14 protein-coding genes are annotated in these 22,737 nt (G+C 74.6%); 11 read left to right on the forward strand and 3 right to left on the reverse strand.

The annotated features are described in order from the left end of the window. The first annotated feature begins 197 nt into the window (after positions 1–197). Positions 198–1,376 (forward strand): adenylyltransferase/sulfurtransferase MoeZ, encoded by a 1,179-nt coding sequence (gene moeZ, locus ACGF07_RS01130; protein ID WP_350736682.1) that lies wholly within the window; start codon positions 198–200, stop codon positions 1,374–1,376. A 109-nt stretch (positions 1,377–1,485) separates the two neighbouring features. Here the strand turns inward: moeZ and ACGF07_RS01135 are convergent, their stop codons facing one another. Continuing rightward, complete coding sequence (locus ACGF07_RS01135; protein ID WP_392894367.1) at positions 1,486–4,284, reverse strand: flippase-like domain-containing protein; 2,799 nt, start codon at positions 4,282–4,284, stop codon at positions 1,486–1,488. Positions 4,285–4,418: 134 nt separating this feature from the next. On the opposite strand from ACGF07_RS01135, the gene ACGF07_RS01140 reads away from it, so the two are divergent. The 4 genes from ACGF07_RS01140 to ACGF07_RS01155 all read left to right on the forward strand — a co-directional run bounded on the left by ACGF07_RS01140 (position 4,419) and on the right by ACGF07_RS01155 (position 13,119). Then, the gene (locus ACGF07_RS01140; RefSeq protein WP_350736687.1) at positions 4,419–4,796 is read left to right on the forward strand and encodes an MGMT family protein; all 378 of its coding nucleotides are present in this window, start codon (positions 4,419–4,421) and stop codon (positions 4,794–4,796) included. 53 nt (positions 4,797–4,849) lie between these two features. Then, complete coding sequence (locus ACGF07_RS01145) at positions 4,850–8,326, forward strand: ATP-dependent helicase (protein ID WP_392894369.1); 3,477 nt, start codon at positions 4,850–4,852, stop codon at positions 8,324–8,326. Between the two features lie 154 nt (positions 8,327–8,480). Then, on the forward strand, positions 8,481–11,741 hold the full coding sequence (locus tag ACGF07_RS01150) for a UvrD-helicase domain-containing protein (protein WP_392894370.1): 3,261 nt from the start codon (positions 8,481–8,483) through the stop codon (positions 11,739–11,741). Positions 11,742–11,931: 190 nt separating this feature from the next. Further along, positions 11,932–13,119, forward strand: coding sequence for a PP2C family protein-serine/threonine phosphatase (locus ACGF07_RS01155; protein ID WP_392894372.1), 1,188 nt, complete (start codon positions 11,932–11,934; stop codon positions 13,117–13,119). Positions 13,120–13,144: 25 nt separating this feature from the next. Here the strand turns inward: ACGF07_RS01155 and ACGF07_RS01160 are convergent, their stop codons facing one another. Further along, positions 13,145–14,116 carry an endonuclease/exonuclease/phosphatase family protein gene (locus ACGF07_RS01160; protein WP_392894374.1) on the reverse strand — a complete coding sequence of 324 codons (972 nt, stop codon included), beginning with the start codon at positions 14,114–14,116 and terminating at the stop codon, positions 13,145–13,147. A 65-nt stretch (positions 14,117–14,181) separates the two neighbouring features. Here ACGF07_RS01160 and ACGF07_RS01165 point away from each other — a divergent pair, with 65 nt between their 5' ends. The 6 genes from ACGF07_RS01165 to ACGF07_RS01190 all read left to right on the forward strand — a co-directional run bounded on the left by ACGF07_RS01165 (position 14,182) and on the right by ACGF07_RS01190 (position 22,272). Continuing rightward, a complete protein-coding gene (locus tag ACGF07_RS01165) occupies positions 14,182–14,868 on the forward strand; it encodes a PadR family transcriptional regulator (protein WP_392894376.1) in 687 nt (228 codons plus the stop codon). A 77-nt stretch (positions 14,869–14,945) separates the two neighbouring features. Next, a complete protein-coding gene (locus tag ACGF07_RS01170; RefSeq protein ID WP_392894377.1) occupies positions 14,946–15,710 on the forward strand; it encodes an ABC transporter ATP-binding protein in 765 nt (254 codons plus the stop codon). After that, positions 15,707–18,577, forward strand: a complete 2,871-nt coding sequence (locus ACGF07_RS01175) for an FtsX-like permease family protein (RefSeq protein WP_392894379.1) — start codon at positions 15,707–15,709, stop codon at positions 18,575–18,577. Before ACGF07_RS01170 ends, ACGF07_RS01175 begins: the two co-directional genes overlap by 4 nt. A 214-nt stretch (positions 18,578–18,791) precedes the next feature. Beyond that, positions 18,792–20,195: a dipeptidase gene (locus tag ACGF07_RS01180; RefSeq protein ID WP_392894381.1), complete on the forward strand. Its 1,404-nt coding sequence runs from the start codon at positions 18,792–18,794 to the stop codon at positions 20,193–20,195. 70 nt (positions 20,196–20,265) lie between these two features. After that, entirely contained in the window at positions 20,266–21,201 is a 936-nt protein-coding gene (nudC, locus tag ACGF07_RS01185; RefSeq protein WP_392894382.1) for an NAD(+) diphosphatase, read from the forward strand. 231 nt (positions 21,202–21,432) lie between these two features. Continuing rightward, positions 21,433–22,272, forward strand: coding sequence for a GntR family transcriptional regulator (locus ACGF07_RS01190; RefSeq protein ID WP_392894384.1), 840 nt, complete (start codon positions 21,433–21,435; stop codon positions 22,270–22,272). 111 nt (positions 22,273–22,383) lie between these two features. On the opposite strand, the gene ACGF07_RS01195 is transcribed toward ACGF07_RS01190, so the two are convergent. Then, positions 22,384–22,641, reverse strand: coding sequence for a mycoredoxin (locus ACGF07_RS01195; RefSeq protein WP_350736718.1), 258 nt, complete (start codon positions 22,639–22,641; stop codon positions 22,384–22,386). Between the last annotated feature and the right edge of the window lie 96 nt (positions 22,642–22,737).

Below are 22,737 nucleotides of genomic sequence, written 5' to 3' on the forward strand. Positions count from 1 at the left end.
CGGGCCGGGGGCGCCCCCGGGCGGCCGCTCCGGCCGGTTCCACGATCCGGCGCCGCCCGTCTCGCCCATCGGACGGGCTGTCTCGGAATAGCGGCGGGGCATGACACTGTTGGCGTAGAGAGCCACCCGCGTGGCGGAGCAGCAACCCGTCCGAGGCGGCCCCGGGCCACCTGAACAAGACACCCATCGGAGTCCCCGTGTCGTTGCCACCCCTGGTCGAACCGGCCGACGAGCTCACCGTTGACGAGGTCCGCAGGTACTCCCGCCACCTGATCATCCCCGACGTCGGGATGGCCGGGCAGAAGCGGCTGAAGAACGCCAAGGTGCTGTGCGTCGGCGCCGGCGGCCTGGGCTCGCCCGCGCTGATGTACCTGGCCGCCGCCGGTGTCGGCACGCTCGGGATCGTCGAGTTCGACGTGGTCGACGAGTCGAACCTGCAGCGCCAGATCATCCACGGGCAGGCGGACATCGGCCGCTCCAAGGCCGAGTCGGCGCGGGACTCCGTCAAGGAGATCAACCCCTACGTCGACGTGGTCCTCCACGAGGAGCGCCTCGACAACTCCAACGTGATGGAGATCTTCTCCGGCTACGACCTGATCGTGGACGGCACCGACAACTTCGCCACCCGCTACCTGGTGAACGACGCCGCGGTGCTGTTGGGGAAGCCGTACGTGTGGGGCTCGATCTACCGCTTCGACGGCCAGGCCAGCGTGTTCTGGGCCGAGCACGGCCCCTGCTACCGCTGCCTGTACCCGGAGGCCCCGCCGCCGGGCATGGTCCCGTCCTGCGCCGAGGGCGGCGTGCTGGGCGTGCTGTGCGCGTCGATCGGCTCGATCCAGGTCAACGAGGCGATCAAGCTGCTGGCCGGCATCGGGGACCCGCTGGTCGGCCGGCTGATGATCTACGACGCCCTGGAGATGAACTACCGCCAGGTGAAGGTCCGCAAGGACCCGAACTGCGCCGTCTGCGGTGAGAACCCGACGGTCACCGAGCTGATCGACTACGAGGCCTTCTGCGGCGTCGTGTCGGAGGAGGCGCAGGCCGCCGCCGCCGGGTCGACGATCACCTCGCACCAGCTCAAGCAGTGGCAGGACGACAAGGAGGACATCTACCTCGTCGACGTCCGCGAGCCCGGTGAGTTCGAGATCGTCAACATCCCCGGCGCGGTGCTGATCCCGAAGAACGAGTTCCTGATGGGTGACGCGCTGGAGAAGCTGCCGCAGGACCGGAAGATCGTGCTGCACTGCAAGTCGGGCGTGCGCTCGGCCGAGGTGCTGGCCGTGGTGAAGGCCGCGGGCTTCGCCAACGCCGTCCACCTCGGCGGCGGGGTGCTCGGCTGGGTGAACCAGGTCGAGCCGCACAAGCCGGTCTACTAGGTCTTCCGGGGCCCCTGGGGCACCGACGCGAGGGAGGGCCCGCCATTGCGGCGGGCCCTCCCTCGTGCGTTCTCCCGCCGGGTGCGCCCCCGGGCGCCCCCCGCGGCCGTCAGAGCGCTTGCCGGCGCTGCAGCACGTTGTAGGCGATCCAGCCCGGCAGCACCGGCAGCCAGAAGGTGAGCGCCCGGTAGAGGAAGACCGCCGGGGTGGCGACCGCCGGGGGCACGTCCGCGACGGTCAGGGCGCCGATCAGTGCGACCTCGACCGGGCCGATGCCGCCCGGGGTGGGGATCGCCGAGCCAGCCGCGTTGGCGGTGAGGAAGACCACCGCGACGGCCGAGAAGCTGACGTCCCCGCCGAAGGCCTGCACCGAGAAGTCCAGGCAGGCGGTGAAGGAGAGGGTCAGCAGCAGGATGCCGCCGAAGCCGGTGAGCAGCTTGCTGGGCGTCTGCATCAGGTCGAGCATCCGCGGCACCACGCCGAAGAACAGGGAGCGCAGCCGGCCCAGGACGAAGCGCCGCAGCGGTGCGACGGCGGCCACCACCAGGGCGAGCACGGCGGCGGTCAGCACACCGATGATCACCGCGCGGGAGGCGGAGAGGTCGCCGTTGGTCTGGCTACCGGTGATCAGGCCGAAGCTGAACAGCAGCAGCAGGTGCCCGGCCAGGCCCGCCAGCTGGGACGCGCCGACCGAGGCGACCGCCTGGCCGGGGCGGATGCCGGCCTTCTGGAGGTAGCGGGTGTTCAGCGCGATGCCGCCGATCGCCGCGGGGGCGACCAGCTTGACGAAGGAGCCGGCCAGCTGGGCCGCGACGGTGCGCCGGAACGGCAGCCGCTCGGGCACGAAACCGGTCAGGCTCATCGAGGCGGCGACGTAGCTGAACGCCGCCGCGAGCAGGGCCGCCGCCGCCCACGCCCAGTTCATCTGGGAGAGCTTCAGCTGGGCGGGCTTGATGGTGGTCAGCGCCAGGTAGGCGGCGAAGGTGAGCGCGATCACCATGATCAGGCTCTTCGGCTTCAGCCGCTCCAGCTTGGCCGGCTCCATCGGCGCCTCGGGGGCGATCTGCAGGATCTGGCCGCGGATGCGGCTGAGCAGGTCCTCGCCGGCCGCCGCGATGTCCTCCTCGGCCTGCTGCTGGGTGCGCTCGCCGGCCGCGACCTGTTCCAGCGCCTTGGCGCGGGCGGCGGCCTTGCGCTCCTTGGTGAGCTTGGCCAGGTCGATCCGGGTGGAGCGGCTCATCCCGACCGGCTGGAGCAGCGGCAGCGCCTGGGCGACGCGTTCGGCGCCGAGCACCGCGTTGGCGGTGGCGACGGCCCGCTCGGGCCCGATCCGCAGCGCGAAGGTGGTGAGCAGCTGGGCGACGTCGATGCGCAGCGTCAGGTCGGTCGCGGCGATGTCGCCGCCGGAGAGGTTGACCAGGCAGCCGGTCTTCTCGTCCACCACCAGCAGCGATTCGCCGGTGAGCCGGCGGTGGGCGATCCGGCGCTCGTGCAGGGCGGCCACCGACTGCCACAGCGAGGCCATCACCTGGTCGGTGACCTCGTCGTCGGCGAGCTCGTCCAGGGTGCGGCCCTCGACGTTCTCGTACACCAGGATCGCGGCGTCCGGGCCCAGCTCGGAGGTGGCGACCAGCTGCGGTGCGCAGGCGCCCGAGGCGGCCGCCGCGTACGCGATCAGGGCCTCCTGCTCCAGCGCCTGGCGCAGCGACTGGGGGCTGCGGCGCACCGCCACCGAGCGCAGCCGCAGCCGGCGCCAGGCCCGGTAGAAGAAGCCGGAGGCCTGCTGCTCGCGGTCGATGATGTGGACGTCCAGCGGCGGCCCGTCCTGCTGGGTGACGTAGTAGCGGCGGGTGCCGCCCGGGGCGTCCGGGGCGCGGGCGGCGCCCGCCGGGGTGAAGCCGACCTTGCGCAGGCCGATCATCAGGTGCTGGCCGGTGGGCCGGATGTTGGGGGAGCCGATCGCGTAGAGGGTGCCGTAGGCGACGGACCAGCCGATCAGCACGGTGAGCAGCAGCGACAGCGGGGTGGTGTAGCCGCCGAGCAGCTCGGTGACCCCGCTGAAGACCACCACCACCCACAGGGCCACCCGCCAGCGGGGTCTGCTCGACATCCCGACGGCGGTCATGTAGGCGATCACCGGGGCGAGGTAGCCGTGCACCGGGTCGGTGAGGGTGCCGTTGCTGTCCAGCGGCAGCCGGGTCAGGGCGTCCCGGATGTGCTCGGAGGCGCCCTCGGCCACCCACCAGTCGATGCCCAGCGAGACGCCGTACGCCAGCACCGAGGCGAGCACGCCGTCGGCGACCCGCAGGCCATCGCGCTTGATCAGCCGCTCGACGGCGAACGCCAGCGGTACGGCGAGCACGGCGACGCTGGACACCAGGCCGGTGATGGTGGACAGCACCGCGGAGAAGTGCGGCGCGTTGGTGGCGATGTCCTGCTCGATGCCGGTGGTGGTCGAGGTGGCGATGCCGGCCAGCACGAAGACGGCGACTATCCCGAAGACGCCGGCCAGGAAGCGGATCAGGTCGGACGGGCGGTGCGCGCGGGCGGCGAGCAGCGGCTCGTCGACGTCCAGGTGCGGGGCGTCGTCCAGCGGGTCGTGGTGCTCGGCCCGCGGGGTCGGCGGGGCGGCGGCGGGGGGCCGGTCGACCGCTTCGACCGCTTCGACCGGTTGGAGCGGTTCCAGCGGCTCGGTGGGTGCGGGCGGCTCGGCCGGTCCGGGTGGCTCGGGCGGCTCGGGCGTCTTCTCGGGCGTGCGGGTCTTGATCGTCGGGTCCTTGATCAGGGAGACTTCCGGCGTCGGCCCGTGCCCGGGCCCGCCTTCGGACTCGCGCCCGGGAGCCGGCGGCACGGCGGATCCGGACTCGTCGGAGTCCCTGTCCACGCCCACGTCAGCCGTCCCGGTCATCTGGTCTTGTCCTCGTATCACCACTCACCGCCCCGAAGATGGTGGCATGCCCCGCGCCCCTGTGCTGGACAGGGGGCGGATCGGGCGCGGCGGGTCGATCACCCGGGGCCGCGCACGCGCCCCTAGGAGGAAGGATGCCGCAGGTGACGGACGCAACACAGGACGGGCTCCCGGCCGACCTGCCACCCTTCGCCGAACTGGTGCTCGACCTGACCGAGCGGATTCCACCCGGGCGAGTGATGACCTACGGGGACATCGCCGAGTACCTCGGCCAGGGCGGCCCCCGCCAGGTCGGCCGGGTGATGGCCCTCTACGGCGGCTCGGTGCCCTGGTGGCGGGTCGTCCGCGCCGACGGCCGCCTGCTGCCCGGGCACGAACACCGCGCCCTCGCCCACTACGGCGAGGAGGGCACCCCGCTGCGCGACCTCGCCGACCCGCCCCGCGTCGACCTCGCCCGGGCCCGCTGGGACGGACAGCCCGAATCGGCGAAAGCCCCGCGCGAACGGGATTGACGGGGCAGGATCGTAGGCTCGATGCGGGCGGGCCCCCCGGGCCCGCCCCGGCCATGCCCCCGCACCACCCAGGACCGTCATCCGTGAGCTCCCCCTACCGGCTCGTGCGCAGCCCGCTCGTCCAGCCCGACCCGCCGACGCTGGACGCCCACCAGCGCGCCGTGGTCGAGCACACCGGCGGCCCGCTGCTCGTCCTCGCCGGACCGGGCACGGGCAAGACCACCACCCTGGTCGAAGCGGTCGCCCGCCGCATCCAGGACGGCACCGACCCCGAGCGGATCCTCGTCCTCACCTTCAGCCGCAAGGCCGCGATGGAACTGCGCGACCGGATGTCCGGCCGCCTCGGCACCAGCGCCGCCGCCCCCCAGGCCACCACCTTCCACTCCTTCTGCTACGGCCTGCTGCGCGCCCACCAGGACCCCCAGGACTACGCCGAACCGCTGCGGCTGCTCTCCGGCCCCGAGCAGGACGTGATGGTCCGCGAACTGCTCGCCGGCGGAGCCGAGGACGCCAGGCTCGGCAGCAGCCGCATCCGGTGGCCCCTGGACCTGCGGGCCTGCCTGACCACCCGCGGCTTCGCCGACGAGGTCCGCGCCGTCCTCGCCCGCAGCCGCGAGCTCGGCCTCGGCGAAGCCGAACTCGAACGCTTCGCCCGCGGCGTCCAGCGCCCCGACTGGGCCGCCGCCGCGCACTTCCTCGCCGACTACCTCGACGTCCTCGACCTGCGCGGCGTCCTCGACTACGCCGAACTCGTCCACCGCGCCGTCCTGCTCGCCGAACGCCCCGACATCGGCGAGGAACTCCGGCGGCGCTACGACGTCGTCTTCGTCGACGAGTACCAGGACACCGACCCCTCCCAGGTCCGACTGCTGCGCCGGCTCGCCGGCGGCGGACGCGACCTCGTCGCCGTCGGCGACCCCGACCAGTCGATCTACGCCTTCCGCGGCGCCGACATCAACGGCATCCTCGACTTCCCGGAGACCTTCCGCCGGGCCGACGGCAGCCCCGCCGAGGTCAAGGTGCTGCGCGTCTCCCGCCGCTCCGGAGCCGTCCTGCTCGCCGCCTCCCGCGAGATCGCCCGCCGGATGCCGATGGGCCGGCTGCCCGCCGACAAACTCGCCCAGCACCGCGCCCTGCTGCCCTCCCGCGAGGGCGGCCGGGTCGAGGTCTACACCTACCCGACCCCCGGCGCCGAGCTCGACTCGATCGCCGACCTGCTGCGCCGCGCCCACCTGGAGGACGGCGTGCCCTGGGGCGAGATGGCCGTGCTGGTCCGGGCCGGCGCCCGCTCGATACCGGGTGTGCGGCGGGCGCTCGGCGCGGCCGGCGTGCCGCTGGAGATCGACGGCGACGACCTGCCGCTGCGCGAGGAGCCCGCCGTCGCCCACCTGCTGCTGGCCCTGCGGGTCTGCGCCGAACAGGCGACCCGGCTCACCGCCCGCGCCGCGCACGGCGACCCGGACCCGGCCGCGGCGGGCGACCAGGATGCGGACTCCGCGGCCGCCACGGACTCCGCGGACGGCGCGGAGCCGCACGCGCCCGGGCCGGAGGGCGACGACGCGCACACCGCCGCGCCGGAGGGCGACGACCCGCTCACCGTCGACCTGGCCCACGCCCTGCTCACCGGCCCGCTCGGCGGCCTCGACGGCTCCGACCTGCGACGCCTGGGCCGGGTCCTGCGCGAGGAGGAACGCGCCGCCCTGCGCGCCGAAGGCCGCCCCGGCGCCCCGCGCCCGGCCGGCGAACTGATCCGCGAAGCCCTCGCCGAACCCGAGCGGCTGATCGCCCTCGACCCGGCCGTCGCCCGCCGCGCCCGCGACCTCGGCACCCTGCTCCGCAAGGTCCGCGAACTCCTCGCCGGCGGCTGCACCGCCGAGGACGCGCTGTGGGAGCTGTGGGACGGCAGCCGCCGCTGGCGCGAACGCCTGGAACGCGCCGCCCTGCGCGGCGGCGCCGCGGGCCGCAACGCCGACCGCGACCTGGACGCGCTGTGCGCCCTGTTCGAGACCGCCGCCCGCGCCGAGGAACAGGTCACCGGCCACCGCAGCGCCCTCGACCTGCTCGCCGAACTCGAAGCCCAGGACATCGCCGCCGACACCCTCACCGTGCGCGCCGTGCGCCCCGAGGCGGTCCGGCTGATGACCGCCCACCGCTCCAAGGGCCTGGAGTGGCGCCTGGTCGTCGTCGCCGGTGTCCAGGACGGCCTCTGGCCCGACCTGCGCCGCCGCGGCTCACTGCTGGAGGCCGACCGGATCGGGCGCGACGGCCTCGCCGAACCGCTCTCCCCGGCCGCCCTCCTCGGCGAGGAGCGCCGCCTCTTCTACGTCGCCGCCACCCGCGCCAAGGAACGGCTGATCGTCACCGCCGTCAAGGCCCCCGCCGACGACGGCGACGAACCCTCCCGCTTCCTGCGCGAGCTCTACCGCGAGGACGTCGACCCGCGCACCGGCAAGGTGGTGCGCCGCACCCCGCCGGTCACCGTCGAGGACGTCACCCACCGCCCGCGCCGGCCGCTGACGGTCGCCGCCCTGGTCGCCGAGCTGCGCGCCGTCACCGTCGATCCCACCCGCTCGCCGGAACTGCGCCGCGCCGCCGCCGAACGCCTCGCCGTCCTCGCCGCCGCCACCGACGAGGAGGGCCTGCCGCTGGTGCCCGCCGCCCACCCCGACCGCTGGTGGGGCCTGGACGACGCCACCGCGGCCCCCGAACCGCTGCGCAGCGCCGACCTGCCCGTACGGCTGTCCGGCAGCGGCCTGGAACAGCTGGAGAACTGCTCGTTGCAGTGGTTCCTGGACAAGGAGGTCAAGGCCCGCGTCCCCGGCTCCGCCGCCCAGGGCTTCGGCAACGTCGTGCACGCCCTCGCCGACGAGGTCGGCTCCGGCCGCACCCCCGCCGACCTCGCCGTCCTCATGGAACGCCTGGACACCGTCTGGGACGCCCTCGCCTTCGACGCCCCCTGGAAGTCCCAGCAGGAGAAGACCGAGGCCCGCGCCGCCCTGGAGCGCTTCCTCAACTGGCACGTCCTGGAACGCGGCCGCGACGTCGTCGCCACCGAGCACGACTTCGACGTCACCCTCGACGTCGGCGGCGTCTCGGTGCGCATCCGCGGCTCCATGGACCGGATCGAGAAGGACCACGCCGGGCGCGCCTACGTCGTCGACTTCAAGACCGGCAAGCAGATCCCCACCGACAAGTCCCTGCCCGAGCACAAGCAGCTCGCCGTCTACCAGCTGGCCGTGCGCGCCGGCGCCCTCAACGAGCTGCCCGGCTTCACCGCCCACCCGCCGTCCACCGGCGGCGCCGAACTCGTCCACCTGCGCGAACCCGCCGCCAAGGCCGCCCAGGACGCCCCCAAGGTGCAGCGCCAGGAGCCGCCCGAGGGCGAGCCGTGGATCGAGAACCTGCTCGCCGAGGCCGCCGGCAAGGTCCTCGCCGAGCGCTTCGTCCCGCGGACCGGCAGCGGCTGCGACCGCTGCGCCTTCCGCCGCAGCTGCTCGGCCCAGCGGGACGGCGCCCAGCTCGTCGAGTAGCCGGCGCGCGCCGTCGGGTGGCTGCCGTGTGCCGTCGGGCGGCCGTCGGGTGAGCGTCGGGTGAGTGTCGGGCGGCCGTCGGGCGGCCGTGGAGTAGCCAGGGTCACCCCGGCCGGGCGCCCGGAGTGTCGGCCCCGCCCGTTAACGTTGCGGGGTGACCGCCGTGCTCAGCCATCCCGACCAGCTCAAGGAGCTGCTGGGCATCCCGTTCAACCGGGAGCAGATGGCGGCCATCGGCGCCCCCCTCGCCCCGGCCGTGATCGTCGCCGGCGCGGGCTCCGGCAAGACCACCGTGATGGCCGCCCGGGTCGTCTGGCTGGTCGGCTCCGGCGCCGTGCGGCCCGAAGAGGTCCTCGGCCTCACCTTCACCAACAAGGCCGCCGGCGAACTCGCCGAACGCGTCCGCGCCGCCCTGCGGGTCTGCGGGCTCGGGGTGCCCCCGGCCGAAGGCTGGGAGCGAACCGCCGACCGCGGCGACACCGAACCGCTCGGCGAGCCGGAGATCTCCACCTACCACGCCTTCGCCGGCCGCCTCCTCAAGGAGCACGGCCTGCGCATCGGCATCGAACCGGACGTCCGGCTGCTCGCCGACGCCACCCGCTTCCAGCTCGCCGCCAAGGTGCTGCGGACCGCCCGCGGCCCCTTCCCCCACCTCACCGGCACCTTCGCCAACCTCGTCGCCGACCTCACCGCCCTGGACGGCGAACTCGCCGAACACCTCGTCGAGCCGCAGGCCCTGCGCGCCTTCGACGAGGAACTGCTCGACACCCTCGCCACCGTCAAGCTCGGCAACGACGACCTGCGCGCCGTCCCCGCCACCGCCCGCGCCCGGCTGGAACTGCTGCGCCTGGTCGAGGACTACCGGCGCCGCAAGCAGACCGCCGGACTGATGGACTTCGGCGACCAGATAGCCGCCGCCGCCCGCCTCGCCCAGCAGCGCCCCGAGGTCGGCGAACTGCTGCGCGGCCAGTACCGGGTCGTCCTGCTCGACGAGTACCAGGACACCTCCGTCGCCCAACGCCTCATGCTCGCAGGCCTGTTCGGCGCCGGTCCCGACGAGCGGGGCACCGGCCACCCGGTGACCGCCGTCGGCGACCCCTGCCAGGCCATCTACGGCTGGCGCGGCGCCTCCGTCGCCAACCTCGACGACTTCCCCCGGCACTTCCCCCAGGCGGACGGCCGCCCCGCCGACCGCTACTCGCTCAGCGAGAACCGCCGCAGCGGCGGACGGCTGCTCGACTTCGCCAACGACCTCGCCGCCCCGCTGCGCGCCGTCCACGAGGGAGTCGAGGCGTTGCGCCCGGCCCCCGGCGCCGAGCAGGACGGCTACGTCCGGGCCGCGCTGCTGCCCACCCACGCCGAGGAGATCGACTGGCTCGCCGACTCGATCGCCCACCTGGTGCGCACCGGCACCGCGCCCGGCCGGATCGCCGTGCTGTGCCGCGGCAGCGCCGCCTTCCCGGACATCCACGCCGCGCTCGTCGCCCGCGAGGTGCCGGTCGAGGTGGTCGGCCTCGGCGGCCTGCTGCAACTGCCCGAGGTCGCCGACCTGGTGGCGGTCTGCGAGGTGCTGCACGACCCGACCGCCAACGCCGCCCTGGTGCGCCTGCTGATCGGCCCGCGCTGGCGGATCGGCCCGCGCGACCTCGCCCTGCTCGGCCGCCGGGCCGCCGCCCTGGTGCGCACCGACCGGCCCGAGGGCGTGGAGGCGCTGGCGGCCGCCGTCGCCGAGGCCGACCCCACCGAGACCATCTCGCTGGCCGACGCCGTGGAGACCTTCCTCACCTCCCCGGCCGACGACGGGGACCAGCCGGACGACCTGCCGTTCTCCGCCGAGGCCAGGGTCCGCTTCGCCCGGCTCGCCGCCGAACTGCGCGAGTTGCGCCGCTCGCTCGCCGACCCGCTGATGGACGTGCTGCACCGGGTGCTCGCCGTCACCGGCCTGGAGGTCGAACTCGCCGCCTCGCCCAAGGCGCTGGCGGCCCGGCGGCGCGAGACCCTGCACGCCTTCCTGGACGTCGCCGCCTCCTTCGCGGACCTCGACGGCGACCCGGGCCTGGGCGCCTTCCTCGGCTTCCTGCACGCCGCCCAGCAGTACGAGCGCGGCCTGGACAGCAGCCTGCCCGGCGGCGAGGACACCGTGAAGGTGCTCACCGCCCACAAGTCCAAGGGCCTGGAGTGGGACGTGGTGGCCGTCCCCGGCCTGGTGAAGGGCGCCTTCCCGTCCGCCACCGCGCGCGAACGCTGGACCAGCAGCAAGCGCGTCCTCCCGCACGCCCTGCGCGGCGACCGCGCCACCCTCCCCGACGTCCGCGGCGGCTGGAACGGCAAGTCCATGGCCGCGTTCAAGAAGGAACTGGCCGAGCACTCGGGCACCGAGGAGCTGCGCCTCGGGTACGTCGCGTTCACCCGCCCCCGTGCGCTGCTGCTGGCCTCCGGCCACTGGTGGGGGCCCAGCCAGAAGACCGTCCGCGGGCCGTCCGCGTTCCTGGAGCGGCTGCGCGAGCACTGCGAGCGGCCCGGAACCGGCGAGGTCGAGCACTGGGCCGAGCCGCCCGAGAAGGGCGCCGAGAACCCGGCACTGGCCGCCGCCGTCGAGCGCCCCTGGCCGCTGCCGCTGGACCCGGCCGCCCAGCACGCCCGCCGCCGGGTCGCCGCGGTGGTGCGCGAGCGGCTCGCCGGGGCTCCGGCACCCGAACCCGAACCGATGGCGGTGGAGGACCAGCGGCAGGTCGCCTCCTGGGACCGCGACCTCACCGCGCTGCTCGGCGAGTTGGAACGCTCCCGGCGCACCACCCGCGAGGTGCCGCTGCCCGCCGCGCTGTCCGCCACCCAGCTGCTGCGCCTGGCCGCCGACCAGGACGGCTTCGCCCGCGACCTGGCCCGGCCGATGCCGCGCCCCCCGCAGCCCGCCGCCCGGCGCGGCACCCGCTTCCACGCCTGGGTGCAGTCCCGGATCGAGCCGCTGCTGCTGATCGAGCCGGGCGCACTGCCCGGCGCCGACGACGACGGAATCGAGGACGAACAGGACCTGGAGCGGCTCAAGGAGGCGTTCCTGCGCACCCCGTACGCCGAGCGCAGGCCCCACCGGGTGGAGGCGCCGTTCCAGCTGGTGCTGGCGGGCCGGGTGGTGCGCGGCCGGATCGACGCGGTCTACCGGGACGGTGACATGCTGTCAGAATCCGGTGGGACGTCACGCTACGAAGTGGTGGACTGGAAGACCCACCGCGAGGAGACCGCCGACCCGCTGCAGCTCGCGGTCTACCGGCTCGCCTGGGCGGAGCAGGCGGGCGTCGATCCCGAGCAGGTCACGGCTTCGTTCCTGTACGTCCGCAGCGGGCGGATCGTCCGTCCGGCAGGACTTCCCGGCCGAAAAGAGTTGGAACGGCTCCTGATCGGGAACAGTGATAAATGAGTCACGCAGAGCATCGAAGTCATCATGGCAGTGCCCGAAACCTGTGCGTCATGCACGTTTCGTGCCTATTGTGGGGTCGGTAACCGGTCAACCCCCGCGCTCCGGCCGCCAGCGAGGCCCGCATTCCCTAACCCTCAGTCATCACAGCAGGTGCCCCCGGCACCGGCGTCTTCTGCTGGAGAGTCCGAAGTTGAGCGCGACCGGATGGATCAGAGAGCGGTTCACCGGGCCGACCCCGGGACCCGCCCCGGGCGCGACCGGCACCTGGCCGAGGACGGCGCTCGCGCTGCCCCTCCTCGGCATGGTGCTGATCGTCGTCCTCGACTACCTCAGCGGCACCGAGGTGACGGTCGAACCCGCCCTCACCGCCGTTCCCGCGCTGGCCGCCGTGGTCAGCCACCGTACCTGGTACCCGCTCGTCATCGGCCTGTGCACCGAGACGGCGGCCTTCCTGATGGCCTTCCGCAGCGACGCGCTCGGCGAGTCCGTGCACGCCGCCAGCGTCATCGCGATCCTGCTCGTCGCCACGATCGGCTGGGTCAGCGCCACCCTGAGGCTGCGCCAGGAGCGCGCCCTCGCCGACGCCCAACTGGTCGCCTCCATCGCCCGCCGCGTCCTGCTGCGGCCCGTCCCCGAGAGGGTCGGCAGCGTGCGCGCCGCCGTCCACTACGAGGCCGCCGCCGCGCACGCCCGCATCGGCGGCGACCTGTACGAGGTCGTCAACACCCGCCACGGCGTCCGGGCCGTGGTCGGCGACGTCCGCGGCAAGGGCCTCGGCGCCGTCGAGACCGCCGCCGCCGTCCTCGGCGCCTTCCGCGAGGCCGCCCACCAGGAACCAGCCCTCGACCGGGTCGCCGGCTGGCTGGCCGTCAGCCTCGACCGCGCCCTCCACGAGAACGACCACCCCGGCGTGGAGGAGGAGTTCGTCACCCTGGTACTGATCGGCGTCGGCCCCGACGGCACCGCCGAACTCGTCAACTGCGGACACCCCGCACCGCTGCTGCTGCGCGAGGCCACCGTCCAACCGCTCGAACTCGCGGAGACCGTCCCGCCGTTGGGCGTCCTCGACCCGGCCGACGTGCACCCCCCGGTCCACCACGTCCCGCTCCGCGGCGGCGACCGGATCCTGCTGTTCACCGACGGCGTGATCGAGGCCCGCGACCGCGCCGGCGCCTTCTACCCGCTCGCCGAACGCCTCCCGCGCTGCGCCGACGGCCGCCCCGCCGACGTCCTCCAGCGCCTGCACGAGGACGTCGTGCGCCACGTCGGCCGGCAACTCGGCGACGACGCGGCCATGCTGCTCCTGCAGTACGACCCCCAGCCGACCCCGCCCGTCCACCTCCCGCACCAGAACGGGGCCCTGAGCCACCTCAACTAGGGCCCCGGCCCCGGCGGCTCCGCGGCTACAGCGACACCTCGACCAGCAGCGGCCGGTGGTCCGACACCGCCGCGCGCGGCGCCCGCGCCGGGCCCACCGCCGTGCGCGGCACCCCCACCGCCAGCACGTGGTCGAACTGCACCGCCGGCCGGTGCGAGGGGTAGGTCGGCGTGCGCGCCAGGTCGTACCAGCCCTGCAGCCGCGCCCGCGGCTCGCGCACCCGCCGCCGGCGCTGCCCGGCCACCACCGGCCGGGCCCGCCGCGCCGCCCGCAGGTCGCGCACCCGCACCCGCGGCGCCGTGCGCTCCAGCGCCGTCGCCCCGCCCAGCACCGTACGCGGCACCGCGCCGATCAGGTTGAAGTCCCCCAGCACCAGGTACGGCTGCGGCAGGTCGGCGATCCACCGCCGGATCCCGGCCAGCTGCGCCATGTTCCAGCCCGGGACGAAGGACAGGTGTGCCGCCACCACCGTGAACGGCCCGCGGTCGCCCTCCAGCACCGCCGCCAGCGCCGCCCGCGGCTCGTCCGGCACCGGGGTCAGTCCGCGCCGCCCCGCCACCCGCAGCGGCAGCCCGAACGGCGCCGGGGCGAACCGCCGGGCCCGCCAGTGCCGCACCGGGAGCCGGGTCAGCAGCGCCGTCCCGTACGAGGGCGGGGCGTCGTCGCCCACCTCGCCCGGCCCGTACACCCGCAGCCCGTTCGGGCCGGCCGGCTCGGGCACCCAGCCCGCCACCGGCGCCGGGCGCCCGTGGAGCGCGGCGGCGAAGCGCCAGTCCTTCGCGCCCATCGCCGCGGCCGCCACCGCCGCCTGGTCGGTGCCGCCCGAGCGCGCCTGGTGCCGGTCCACCTCCTGCAGGGCCAGCACGTCGGCGTCCAGCGCCGCCACCGCCTCCGCCAGCGGGGCGCCCGCATCGGCCGGGTAGGGCCGCGGCGCACCGTCCGCGGCGAGCGGCTGACCGTGCAACAGGTTGAAGGTGGCGATGCGCAACTGGCTCACACCGCACGACGGTACCCGAGCGCGCGGCTTGAGCCCGAGGGGCATACCGGGTATACATACCGAGTATGTCCATCCGCCACGGTCTGCTCGCCCTGCTCGACGAGGGCCCCCGCTACGGCTACCAGCTGCGCTCCGAATTCGAGGCGCGCACCGGCGCCACCTGGCCGCTCAACGTCGGGCAGGTCTACACCACGCTCTCCCGACTGGAGCGCGACGGCCTGGTCGAGGCCGCCGGCGAGGACGACGAGGGGCACCAGTTCTACGCCGCCACCGACGCCGGCCGCGCCGAACTGCGGGCCTGGTTCGACACCCCGGTGCCCCGGACCAACCCCCCGCGCGACGAACTGGCCATCAAGCTCGCGATGGCCGTCACCGTGCCCGGCGTGGACGTCGGCGCCGTCGTCCAGGGCCAGCGCCGGCACAGCATCAAGGCCCTCCAGGACTACACCCGGCTCAAGGGCCGCGCCCTCGCCGGCAGCCCGGCCCCCGGCGCCCCCGGCGGTCCCCGCCCGGCCTCCGGCACGGCCGGCGCGCCCGGCACCGTGCCCGCCGAGAGCAACGAACTCGCCTGGCTGCTCGTCCTCGACCAGCTGATCTTCCAGACCGAAGCCGAGATCCGCTGGCTCGACCACTGCGAGACCCGCCTCGCCCAGCACGCCGAACTCCACCAGGCGCGCGCCGCCGAAGCCGCCCGCGCCACCGACACCGCGACCAGGAAGCCCACCCGGCTCGGCCGCCGCACCCGCGCCTGACGCGGCCGCGGCCCAGCCCACCGAACCACCGGCCGGCGCCCCGGGCGCCGACCCGCACCCAGCACAAGGGGGGAACCGTGTCCCACACCCGACAGTCCCGGCCGACACCGGTACTGCACCTGGAGAACGTCACCCGCGTCCACGGCCAAGGCGCCGCCGAGGTCCACGCCCTGCGCGGCGTCGACCTCGAGGTCCACCCCGGCGAGTTCGTCGCCGTCATGGGCCCCTCCGGCTCCGGCAAGTCGACCCTGCTCACGCTCGCCGGCGGCCTCGACACCCCGACCAGCGGCCGCGTCCTGGTCGAAGGCACCGCCCTCGGCGACCTCACCCGCAAGAGGCTCGCCCGGGTCCGCCGCCGCTCCGTCGGCTACGTCTTCCAGGACTACAACCTCATCCCCGCCCTCACCGCCGCCGAGAACATCACCCTGCCCCGTGAACTCGACGGCGTCTCCGCCCGGGCGGCCCGCAGGGAAGCCGTCGCAGCCCTGCAGGAACTCGGCATCGCCGAACTCGCCGACCGCTTCCCCGACGACATGTCCGGCGGCCAACAACAACGCGTCGCCATCGCCCGCGCCCTCATCGGCGAGCGCCGCCTCGTCCTCGCCGACGAACCCACCGGCGCCCTCGACTCCACCACCGGCGAAGCCGTCCTCGCCGTCCTGCGCGCCCGCTGCGACGCCGGCGCCGCCGCCATGATGGTCACCCACGAAGCCCGCCACGCCGCCTGGGCCGACCGCGTCGTCTTCCTGCGCGACGGCCGCATGGTCGACGAATCCGTCAGCCAGGACGCCGCCAGCCTCCTCGTCAGCGCGGCCACCAACAGCATGAAGGTGGACGAGTGAAGCCCAGCGCCTGGCGGGTCGCCCTGCGCATCGCCCGCCGCGACGCCCTGCGCGCCAAGGGCCGCAGCGCCCTGGTCATCGCCATGGTCGCCCTGCCCGTCCTCGGCGTCACCGGCGCCGACGTCGTCTTCCGCAGCGCCGAACTCTCGCCCGCCGAACAGGCCGTGCGCATCATGGGCCGCGCCGCCGGCGAACTCGAGATGGTCGAACGCGGCGCCTCCGTCCTACAGGCGCCCGACCCCACGCAAGGCCTCAGCGTCGAGAACCCCCAGGACACGGCCAAGGACGGCGCCACCCCCCGGCACACCCCCGCACAGCAGCGCGCCCTCGATATCCCACCCGCCGACCTGGCACGGCAACTCCTGCCCGCCGGCGCCACCCTGGTGCCCGAACGCGAGGGCCCGTACACCGCCGCCACCAGCACCGAAGGGCTGCTCTCCACCCGCGTCAGCGAAACCGACCTGAACGACCCGGTCTGGAACGGCCGGCTGAACCTCGTACAGGGCCGGGCCCCCGCGAACGACCGCGAAGCCGCCGTCACCCCGGACTTCCTCAAGCGCTCCGGCCTCGCGATCGGCGACCGCACCGCCGTCCGCGGCCTGGAAGCCACCCCCTTCACCATCACCGGCGTCTACGAGTACCCCGGCGACCTCAAGGCCACCGAACTCCTCGCCCCTCCCGGCACCCTGATCGGCCGACTCGCCGAAACCCCCGGCGCGACCCGCGGCCAGGCCGCCGGCACCGGGGAACCCACCCGCTGGCTGGTCAAGCTCCCCGACGGCACCGGCATCGACTGGCACAAGGTCGTCGAACTCAACCAGTACGGCTTCACCGTCACCAGCCGCGCCGTCCTGACCGACCCCCCGGCCCGCGCCGACGTCCCCTACTACGTCGAACAGGACCGGCGCTCCGGCACCGACCAGTCCTCCTACTTCAACCGGACCGGCGTCGTCATCCTCGCCACCGTCGTCGGCATGGCCCTGCTGGAGATCGTCCTCCTCGCGGGCCCCGCCTTCGCCGTCGGGGCCCGGCGCTCCCGGCGGCAGCTCGGCCTGCTCGCCGCCGCCGGCGGTGACCGCGCCAACGTCCGCGGCGTCGTCCTCGGCGGCGGCATCGTCCTCGGCGTCACCGGCGCCGTGATCGGCCTCGGCCTCGGAGTCGGCCTGGTCGCCCTGCTGCGCACCCAGGCCGAGGAGTACGCCGGCCGGCGCTTCGGCCACTTCGACATCCAGCCGCTCGACCTGCTCGGCGTGCTCCTCGTCGGCCTGGTCACCGGCCTGCTCGCGGCGGTCGTCCCCGCCGTCCAGGCCTCCCGCCAGGACGTCGTGAGCGCGCTCACCGGCCGCGACTCCCTCAAACCGCCGAACCGCAAGCTCGCCCTGCTCGGCCTGCTGATGCTCGGCGGCGGCGCCGCCCTCGCCCTGCTCGGCGGTGCCAGCGGCGTCGGCAACCGCAGCCTCGCCGTCCTCGGCGGCTCCGCCCTCGCCGAACTCGGCATGGTCGCCCTCACCCCGACCCTGGTCAGCCTCTTCGGCCGGCTCGGACGCTGGCTCTCGCTCGGCCCCCGGCTCGCCCTGCGCGACTCCGTGCGCCACCGCGCCCGCACCGCACCCGCCGTCGCCGCCGTCATGGCCGCCGTCGCCGGCTCCGTCGCCGTCGGCGTCTACACCGCCAGCTACGACGAGCAGTACCGGCGCGAGTACGTCGCCCACGGCCCCTCCGGCGCCGTGCTGCTCGGCAGCGGCTGGCTGGCCGGACCCGACGCCAAACTGCTGCCCCAGATGCGCGAGACCGTCGAACGCAGCATCCCCGACCTCGGCCCGCGCGCCGACGTCCTACGCGTCTCCCCCAAGGGCGACTGCGCGGACGGGGAGTACTGCGGCTACATCAGCGTCGAGATGCCCAAGGCCGACCGCTGCCCCCTCCAGGACAGCGACCAGGACTACGGCCCCGGCGAAGCCGACCGGATCCTGGAAACCGACAAGCGCTGCCAGACCCGCGGCCGCTCCGGCAGCCCCTACAGCCCCCTGACGGCCGGCGACGCCACCCTGCTGCGCAACCTCTACGGCGTCACCGACCCGGCCGCCGGCAAGGCCCTCGCCGCCGGCAAGGCCGTCGTCTTCGACGCCCGCTACCTCAAGGACGGCAAGGTCGCCATCCGGTACACCACCGCCGACCAGGACCGGTCGGGCAGCCCCGGCCACAAGCCCGCCAGCACCGAGATCGCCGTCGACGCCGTCCTCGCCACCGCCGCGGTGCCGGCCCCGGCCGAGGCCGTGGTCAGCCCGGACACCGCCACCAGGCTCGGCTTCGCCACCGCCGCCGCCGGCTCGGTCTGGCTGCCCGGCACCGCACCCTCCGACAGCGCCCAGCAGAAGGCCGACGGCGCGCTCGCCAAGATCAGCGACCGCGACGTCCTCACCATCGAACGCGGCTACCAGTCGAAGGCCGACCTCGTCCGCCTGGGCCTGACCGCCTTCGCCGCCCTGGTCGCCCTCGGCGCCGCCGGCATCGCCACCGGCCTGGCCGCCGCCGACTCCCAGCGCGACCTCACCACCCTCGCGGCGGTGGGCGCCGAACCCCGCATCCGGCGCTCGCTGTCCGGCTTCCAGTGCGGCGTGATCGCCGCGATGGGCGCCGTCCTCGGCGTGGTCTGCGGCATCGTGCCGGGCGTGGCGCTGCGCAAGGTCGAGGGCGCGGCGAACACCTACCCCGGCATGAGCCCCGAGGAGATCGCCAACAAGGCGATCGTGGTCTTCCCGTGGCCCACCATCGCCGCCACCGTGGTGGTGCTCCCGCTGCTCGCGGCCGCCCTGGCGGCGGTGCTCACCCGCTCGCGGGTCACGATGCTGCGCCGCTCCGCCTGAGGGCCGCTCCGCCCGAGGGCCGCTCCGCCTGAGGGCCGGGCCCCGGTCGGCCGTTCCCGGGCGGGGCACCTCCGTCGCCCCGTCACCTCCGTCACCTCCGTCACCCCCGCCGCGCCCGTGCCGCGGCGGGGGTGACGGAGGTCACCGGCCCGGCGGGCGGTCCTGGGCGGACGCCCGGGGCGGGCACCCGCACGGGCGAACTACAGTCGTCGGTATGACGAGAACCCCGGACAGCGCCGTCCGCTCCTTCATCGACCAGCACCAGGCCGCCTTCCTCGCCGACCTGTCCGAGTGGCTGGCCATCCCCTCGGTCTCCGCCGACCCCGACCGGGCCGGCGACGTGCGCCGCTCCGCCGAGTGGCTGGCCGCCAAGCTGCGCGAGACCGGCTTCCCGGTCGCCGAGGTGTGGGAGACGGACGGCCTGCCGGCGGTGTTCGCCGAGTGGCCCTCCGGGGACTCGTCCGCGCCGACCGTCCTGGTCTACGGGCACCACGACGTGCAGCCCGCCGCCGAGGAGGACGGCTGGGACACCGAGCCGTTCACCCCGACCGTGGTCGGCGACCGGCTGTACGCCCGCGGCGCCGCCGACGACAAGGGCCAGGTGTTCTTCCACACCCTGGGCGTGCGCGCCCACCTGGCCGCCACCGGCCGCACCGCGCCGGCCGTCAACCTCAAGCTGCTGGTCGAGGGCGAGGAGGAGTCCGGCTCGCCGCACTTCGCCGACCTGGTCCGGCGCGAGGCCGCCCGGCTGGCAGCCGACGTCGTGGTCATCTCCGACACCGGCATGTGGTCCGAGACCACGCCGACCGTCTGCACCGGCATGCGGGGACTGGCCGACGCCCAGATCGACCTGTACGGGCCGGACACCGACATCCACTCCGGCTCCTTCGGCGGCGCCGTCCCCAACCCGGCGCAGGTCGCGGCCGAGCTGGCCGCGGCCCTGCACGACGACGACCGCCGGGTCGCGATCCCGGGCTTCTACGACGGGGTGGTGGAGCTGACCGAGCGGGAGCGCGAACTCTTCGCCGAGCTGCCCTTCGACGAGGAGCAGTGGCTGCGCGTCGCCAAGTCGTACGGCACCCGCGGCGAGGCCGGCTACTCCACCCTGGAGCGGATCTGGGCCCGTCCGACCGCCGAGGTCAACGGCATCTGGGGCGGCTACACCGGCCCCGGCGGCAAGACCATCGTGCCGTCCTCGGCGCACCTGAAGCTGTCCTTCCGGCTGGTCGCCGGCCAGGAGGTGGAGAAGGTCCGCGAGGCGGTGCGCGCCTGGGTGGCCGAGCGGGTGCCCGAGGGCATCCGCCACGAGCTGGTCTTCCCGGGCGCGACCCGGCCGTGCCTGACCCCGCTGGACCACCCGGCGCTGCAGTCCACCGTGCGTGCGATGGGCCGCGCCTTCGGCCAGAAGATCCTCTTCACCCGCGAGGGCGGCTCCGGCCCCGCCGCCGACCTCCAGGACGTGCTGGGCGCGCCGGTGCTGTTCCTCGGCATCTCGGTGCCCTCGGACGGCTGGCACTCGGTCAACGAGAAGGTCGAACTGGGCCTGCTGGCCAAGGGCGTGGAGACCGCCGCGTACCTGTGGGGCGACCTGGCCGAGAACTTCCGGCCCGGCGCGTGAGTCCGCTCGCGCCGGACCATGGCAGTCAGACCACTCATCCGGATGATTCACCACATGGGGATGGAACGAGTTGAGCACCGTGCCTGAGACCGAGCGCCCGCTGGCCCTGGCCAGGTCCGGGGTGGACCGGGCGGCCGAGCACCGCTTCGACGAACCGTGGCTGGCGGCCGCGTGGAGCCACCCCGCCACCCGGGTGCTGCCCATCGCCGGCGGCGAGGCCTTCGTCGTCGACACCGCGCAGGGCACCGAACTCGTGCTGCTGCCCTCCTTCGAGGCACCGCAGACCGGTGACCGGTACTTCCTCGGCACCGACGAGGACGGCGTCTCGTACTTCGCGCTGGCCGGCGAGAGCCTGCCCGGCCGCCTGGACGGCGACGCCCGCCCGGCCGGGCTGCGCGAGGTCGGCGCCCTGCTGTCCGACCGGGACTCCGGACTGCTGGTGCACGCCGTCGCGCTGGAGCACTGGCACCGGCTGCACAGCTTCTGCTCGCGCTGCGGGCACCCGACGGAGAAGGCCGGCGCCGGGCACGTGCGGCGCTGCACCTCCTGCGCGGCCGAGCACTACCCGCGCACCGACCCGGCGGTGATCATGGCGATCACCGACGAGCAGGACCGCTGCCTGCTCGGCCGCCAGGCCCTGTGGCCGGAGGGCCGCTGGTCCACCCTGGCCGGCTTCGTCGAGCCGGGGGAGTCGCTCGAGCAGGCGGTGGCCCGCGAGGTGCAGGAGGAGGCGGGGGTGCGGGTCGGCGAGGTGCGCTACGTCGCCAGCCAGCCCTGGCCGTTCCCGTCCAGCCTGATGCTCGGCTTCATGGGCAAGGCGCTGCCCGGCGGCACCGAGATCACCGTGGACGGCGAGGAGCTCGCCGAGGCGCGCTGGTTCTCCCGGGAGGAACTGCGCGCCGGAATGGCCGCGGGCGAGATCCTGCCGCCCTCCGGCATCTCGATCGCCCGTCACCTGGTCGAACTCTGGTACGGCGAACCGCTGCCCGCGAGCGCGCGCTGGTAACCCCGTCCGGATTCCCGGCGCTTGCACGCAAAAGGGGGCGCGTGGCTTATGCCGCGCGCCCCTGTCTTTCGTCCCGCCCCTCTCCGGAAACCGCCGTCGACCGACTGTTCGTGGCCGGACGGGCCAGTTCTGCTACCGCACGACACGCCCGGAACCGCACCGTCGACCCGCCCGGACGACATTGCCGGAAACGGCTGAAAACGCGTCACCCCGCTCGCTACATTCACTCGGGTGACCATCCCCCGGGGCACCGCCCAATCCCCCAAATACCAGCGCCTCGCCGCCGACCTGCGCCGCCGGATCGCCGAGGGCGAGTTCACCGCCGACGCCGCCATCCCGGTCGAGAGCGAACTGGAACGCCAGTACGGCGTCGCGCGCAACACCGTCCGCCTCGCGATCGACGTCCTCGTCAACGAAGGCCGGCTCGTCCGCCTCCAGGGCAAGGGCACCTACCTGCGCGAACACCCCGTCCTCGACCACCGCGCCTACGGCCCCACCCTCGCCGCCGCCCCGCGCGACTGCCTCGCCACTCCCTCCGACGTCTACCTCGGCGAAGCCGCCGACGCCGGACGCGAGCTCAGCACCGACTTCGAGATGATGATCGTCCGGGCCCGCGTCGACATCGCCGAACGCCTCGGACTGCGCCCCGGCGAGGCCATCGTCGTCCGCCGCCAACTGCGACTGCTCGACCGCGAGCCCTACTCCATCGAGGAGAGCCACTACCGGGCCGGACTCGCCGCCGGCACCCCGCTGATGGAACCCGACCCCGTCGACGGCGGCGACGAGGCCGTCCTCGCCGCGCTCGGCCGCACCGAGATCGGCGCCGTCGACCACCTCGTCGCCCGGATGCCCGGCCCCGAGGAGGCCCAGTGGTTCCAGGGCGGCCCCGGCGTCCCCCTCATGGTGCAGACCCGCGTCACCTACGACCGGCGCGGGCCCGTCCGGGTCATCGAGACCCGCTACTCCGCCGACCGCAGCCGACTCGTCTACGGCATCGGCGACCTCGGCGCACGCACCACGCTGCCCGCGCCCGCCGCACCCGTCGACCCGGCCCGGGCCGACGCGCCGTGACCGCGCGCGCCGACCGGGGCGGCACCGGCCCCGCGGCCGGGCCGACCGGGTGCGCCGGGCCGGCCGGGTCCGCCGGGCCGACCGGGTCCGCCGGGGCCCGTCCGGCGCGGATCAGGCCGCGAGCGCCTTCTTCACCTGGAGCAGGCTCGGGTTCGTCATCACGACCTGCTCACCGCCGCCGGCCGGCTGCACCAGCACCGTCGGCACCGTCTGGTTGCCGCCGTTCACCGACTCCACGAAGGCCGCCGACGCCGGGTCCTCCTCGATGTTGATCTCGGTGTAACCGATGCCTTCACGGTCCAGCTGGCTCTTGAGCCGGTTGCAGTACCCACACCAGGTCGTGCTGTACATCGTCACGCTGCCGGACATCGAGGGGGCTCCTTCGAAAGAGAGGGACACACGGTCTCCGAACGGAACGTCCACCGCGCGGCGGGCATTCCGGCATGCCATCGATCAGCACGCAGA

It is taken from the genome of Kitasatospora sp. NPDC048194 (genome assembly GCF_043202455.1).
In the GTDB taxonomy this organism is placed as follows: domain Bacteria; phylum Actinomycetota; class Actinomycetes; order Streptomycetales; family Streptomycetaceae; genus Kitasatospora.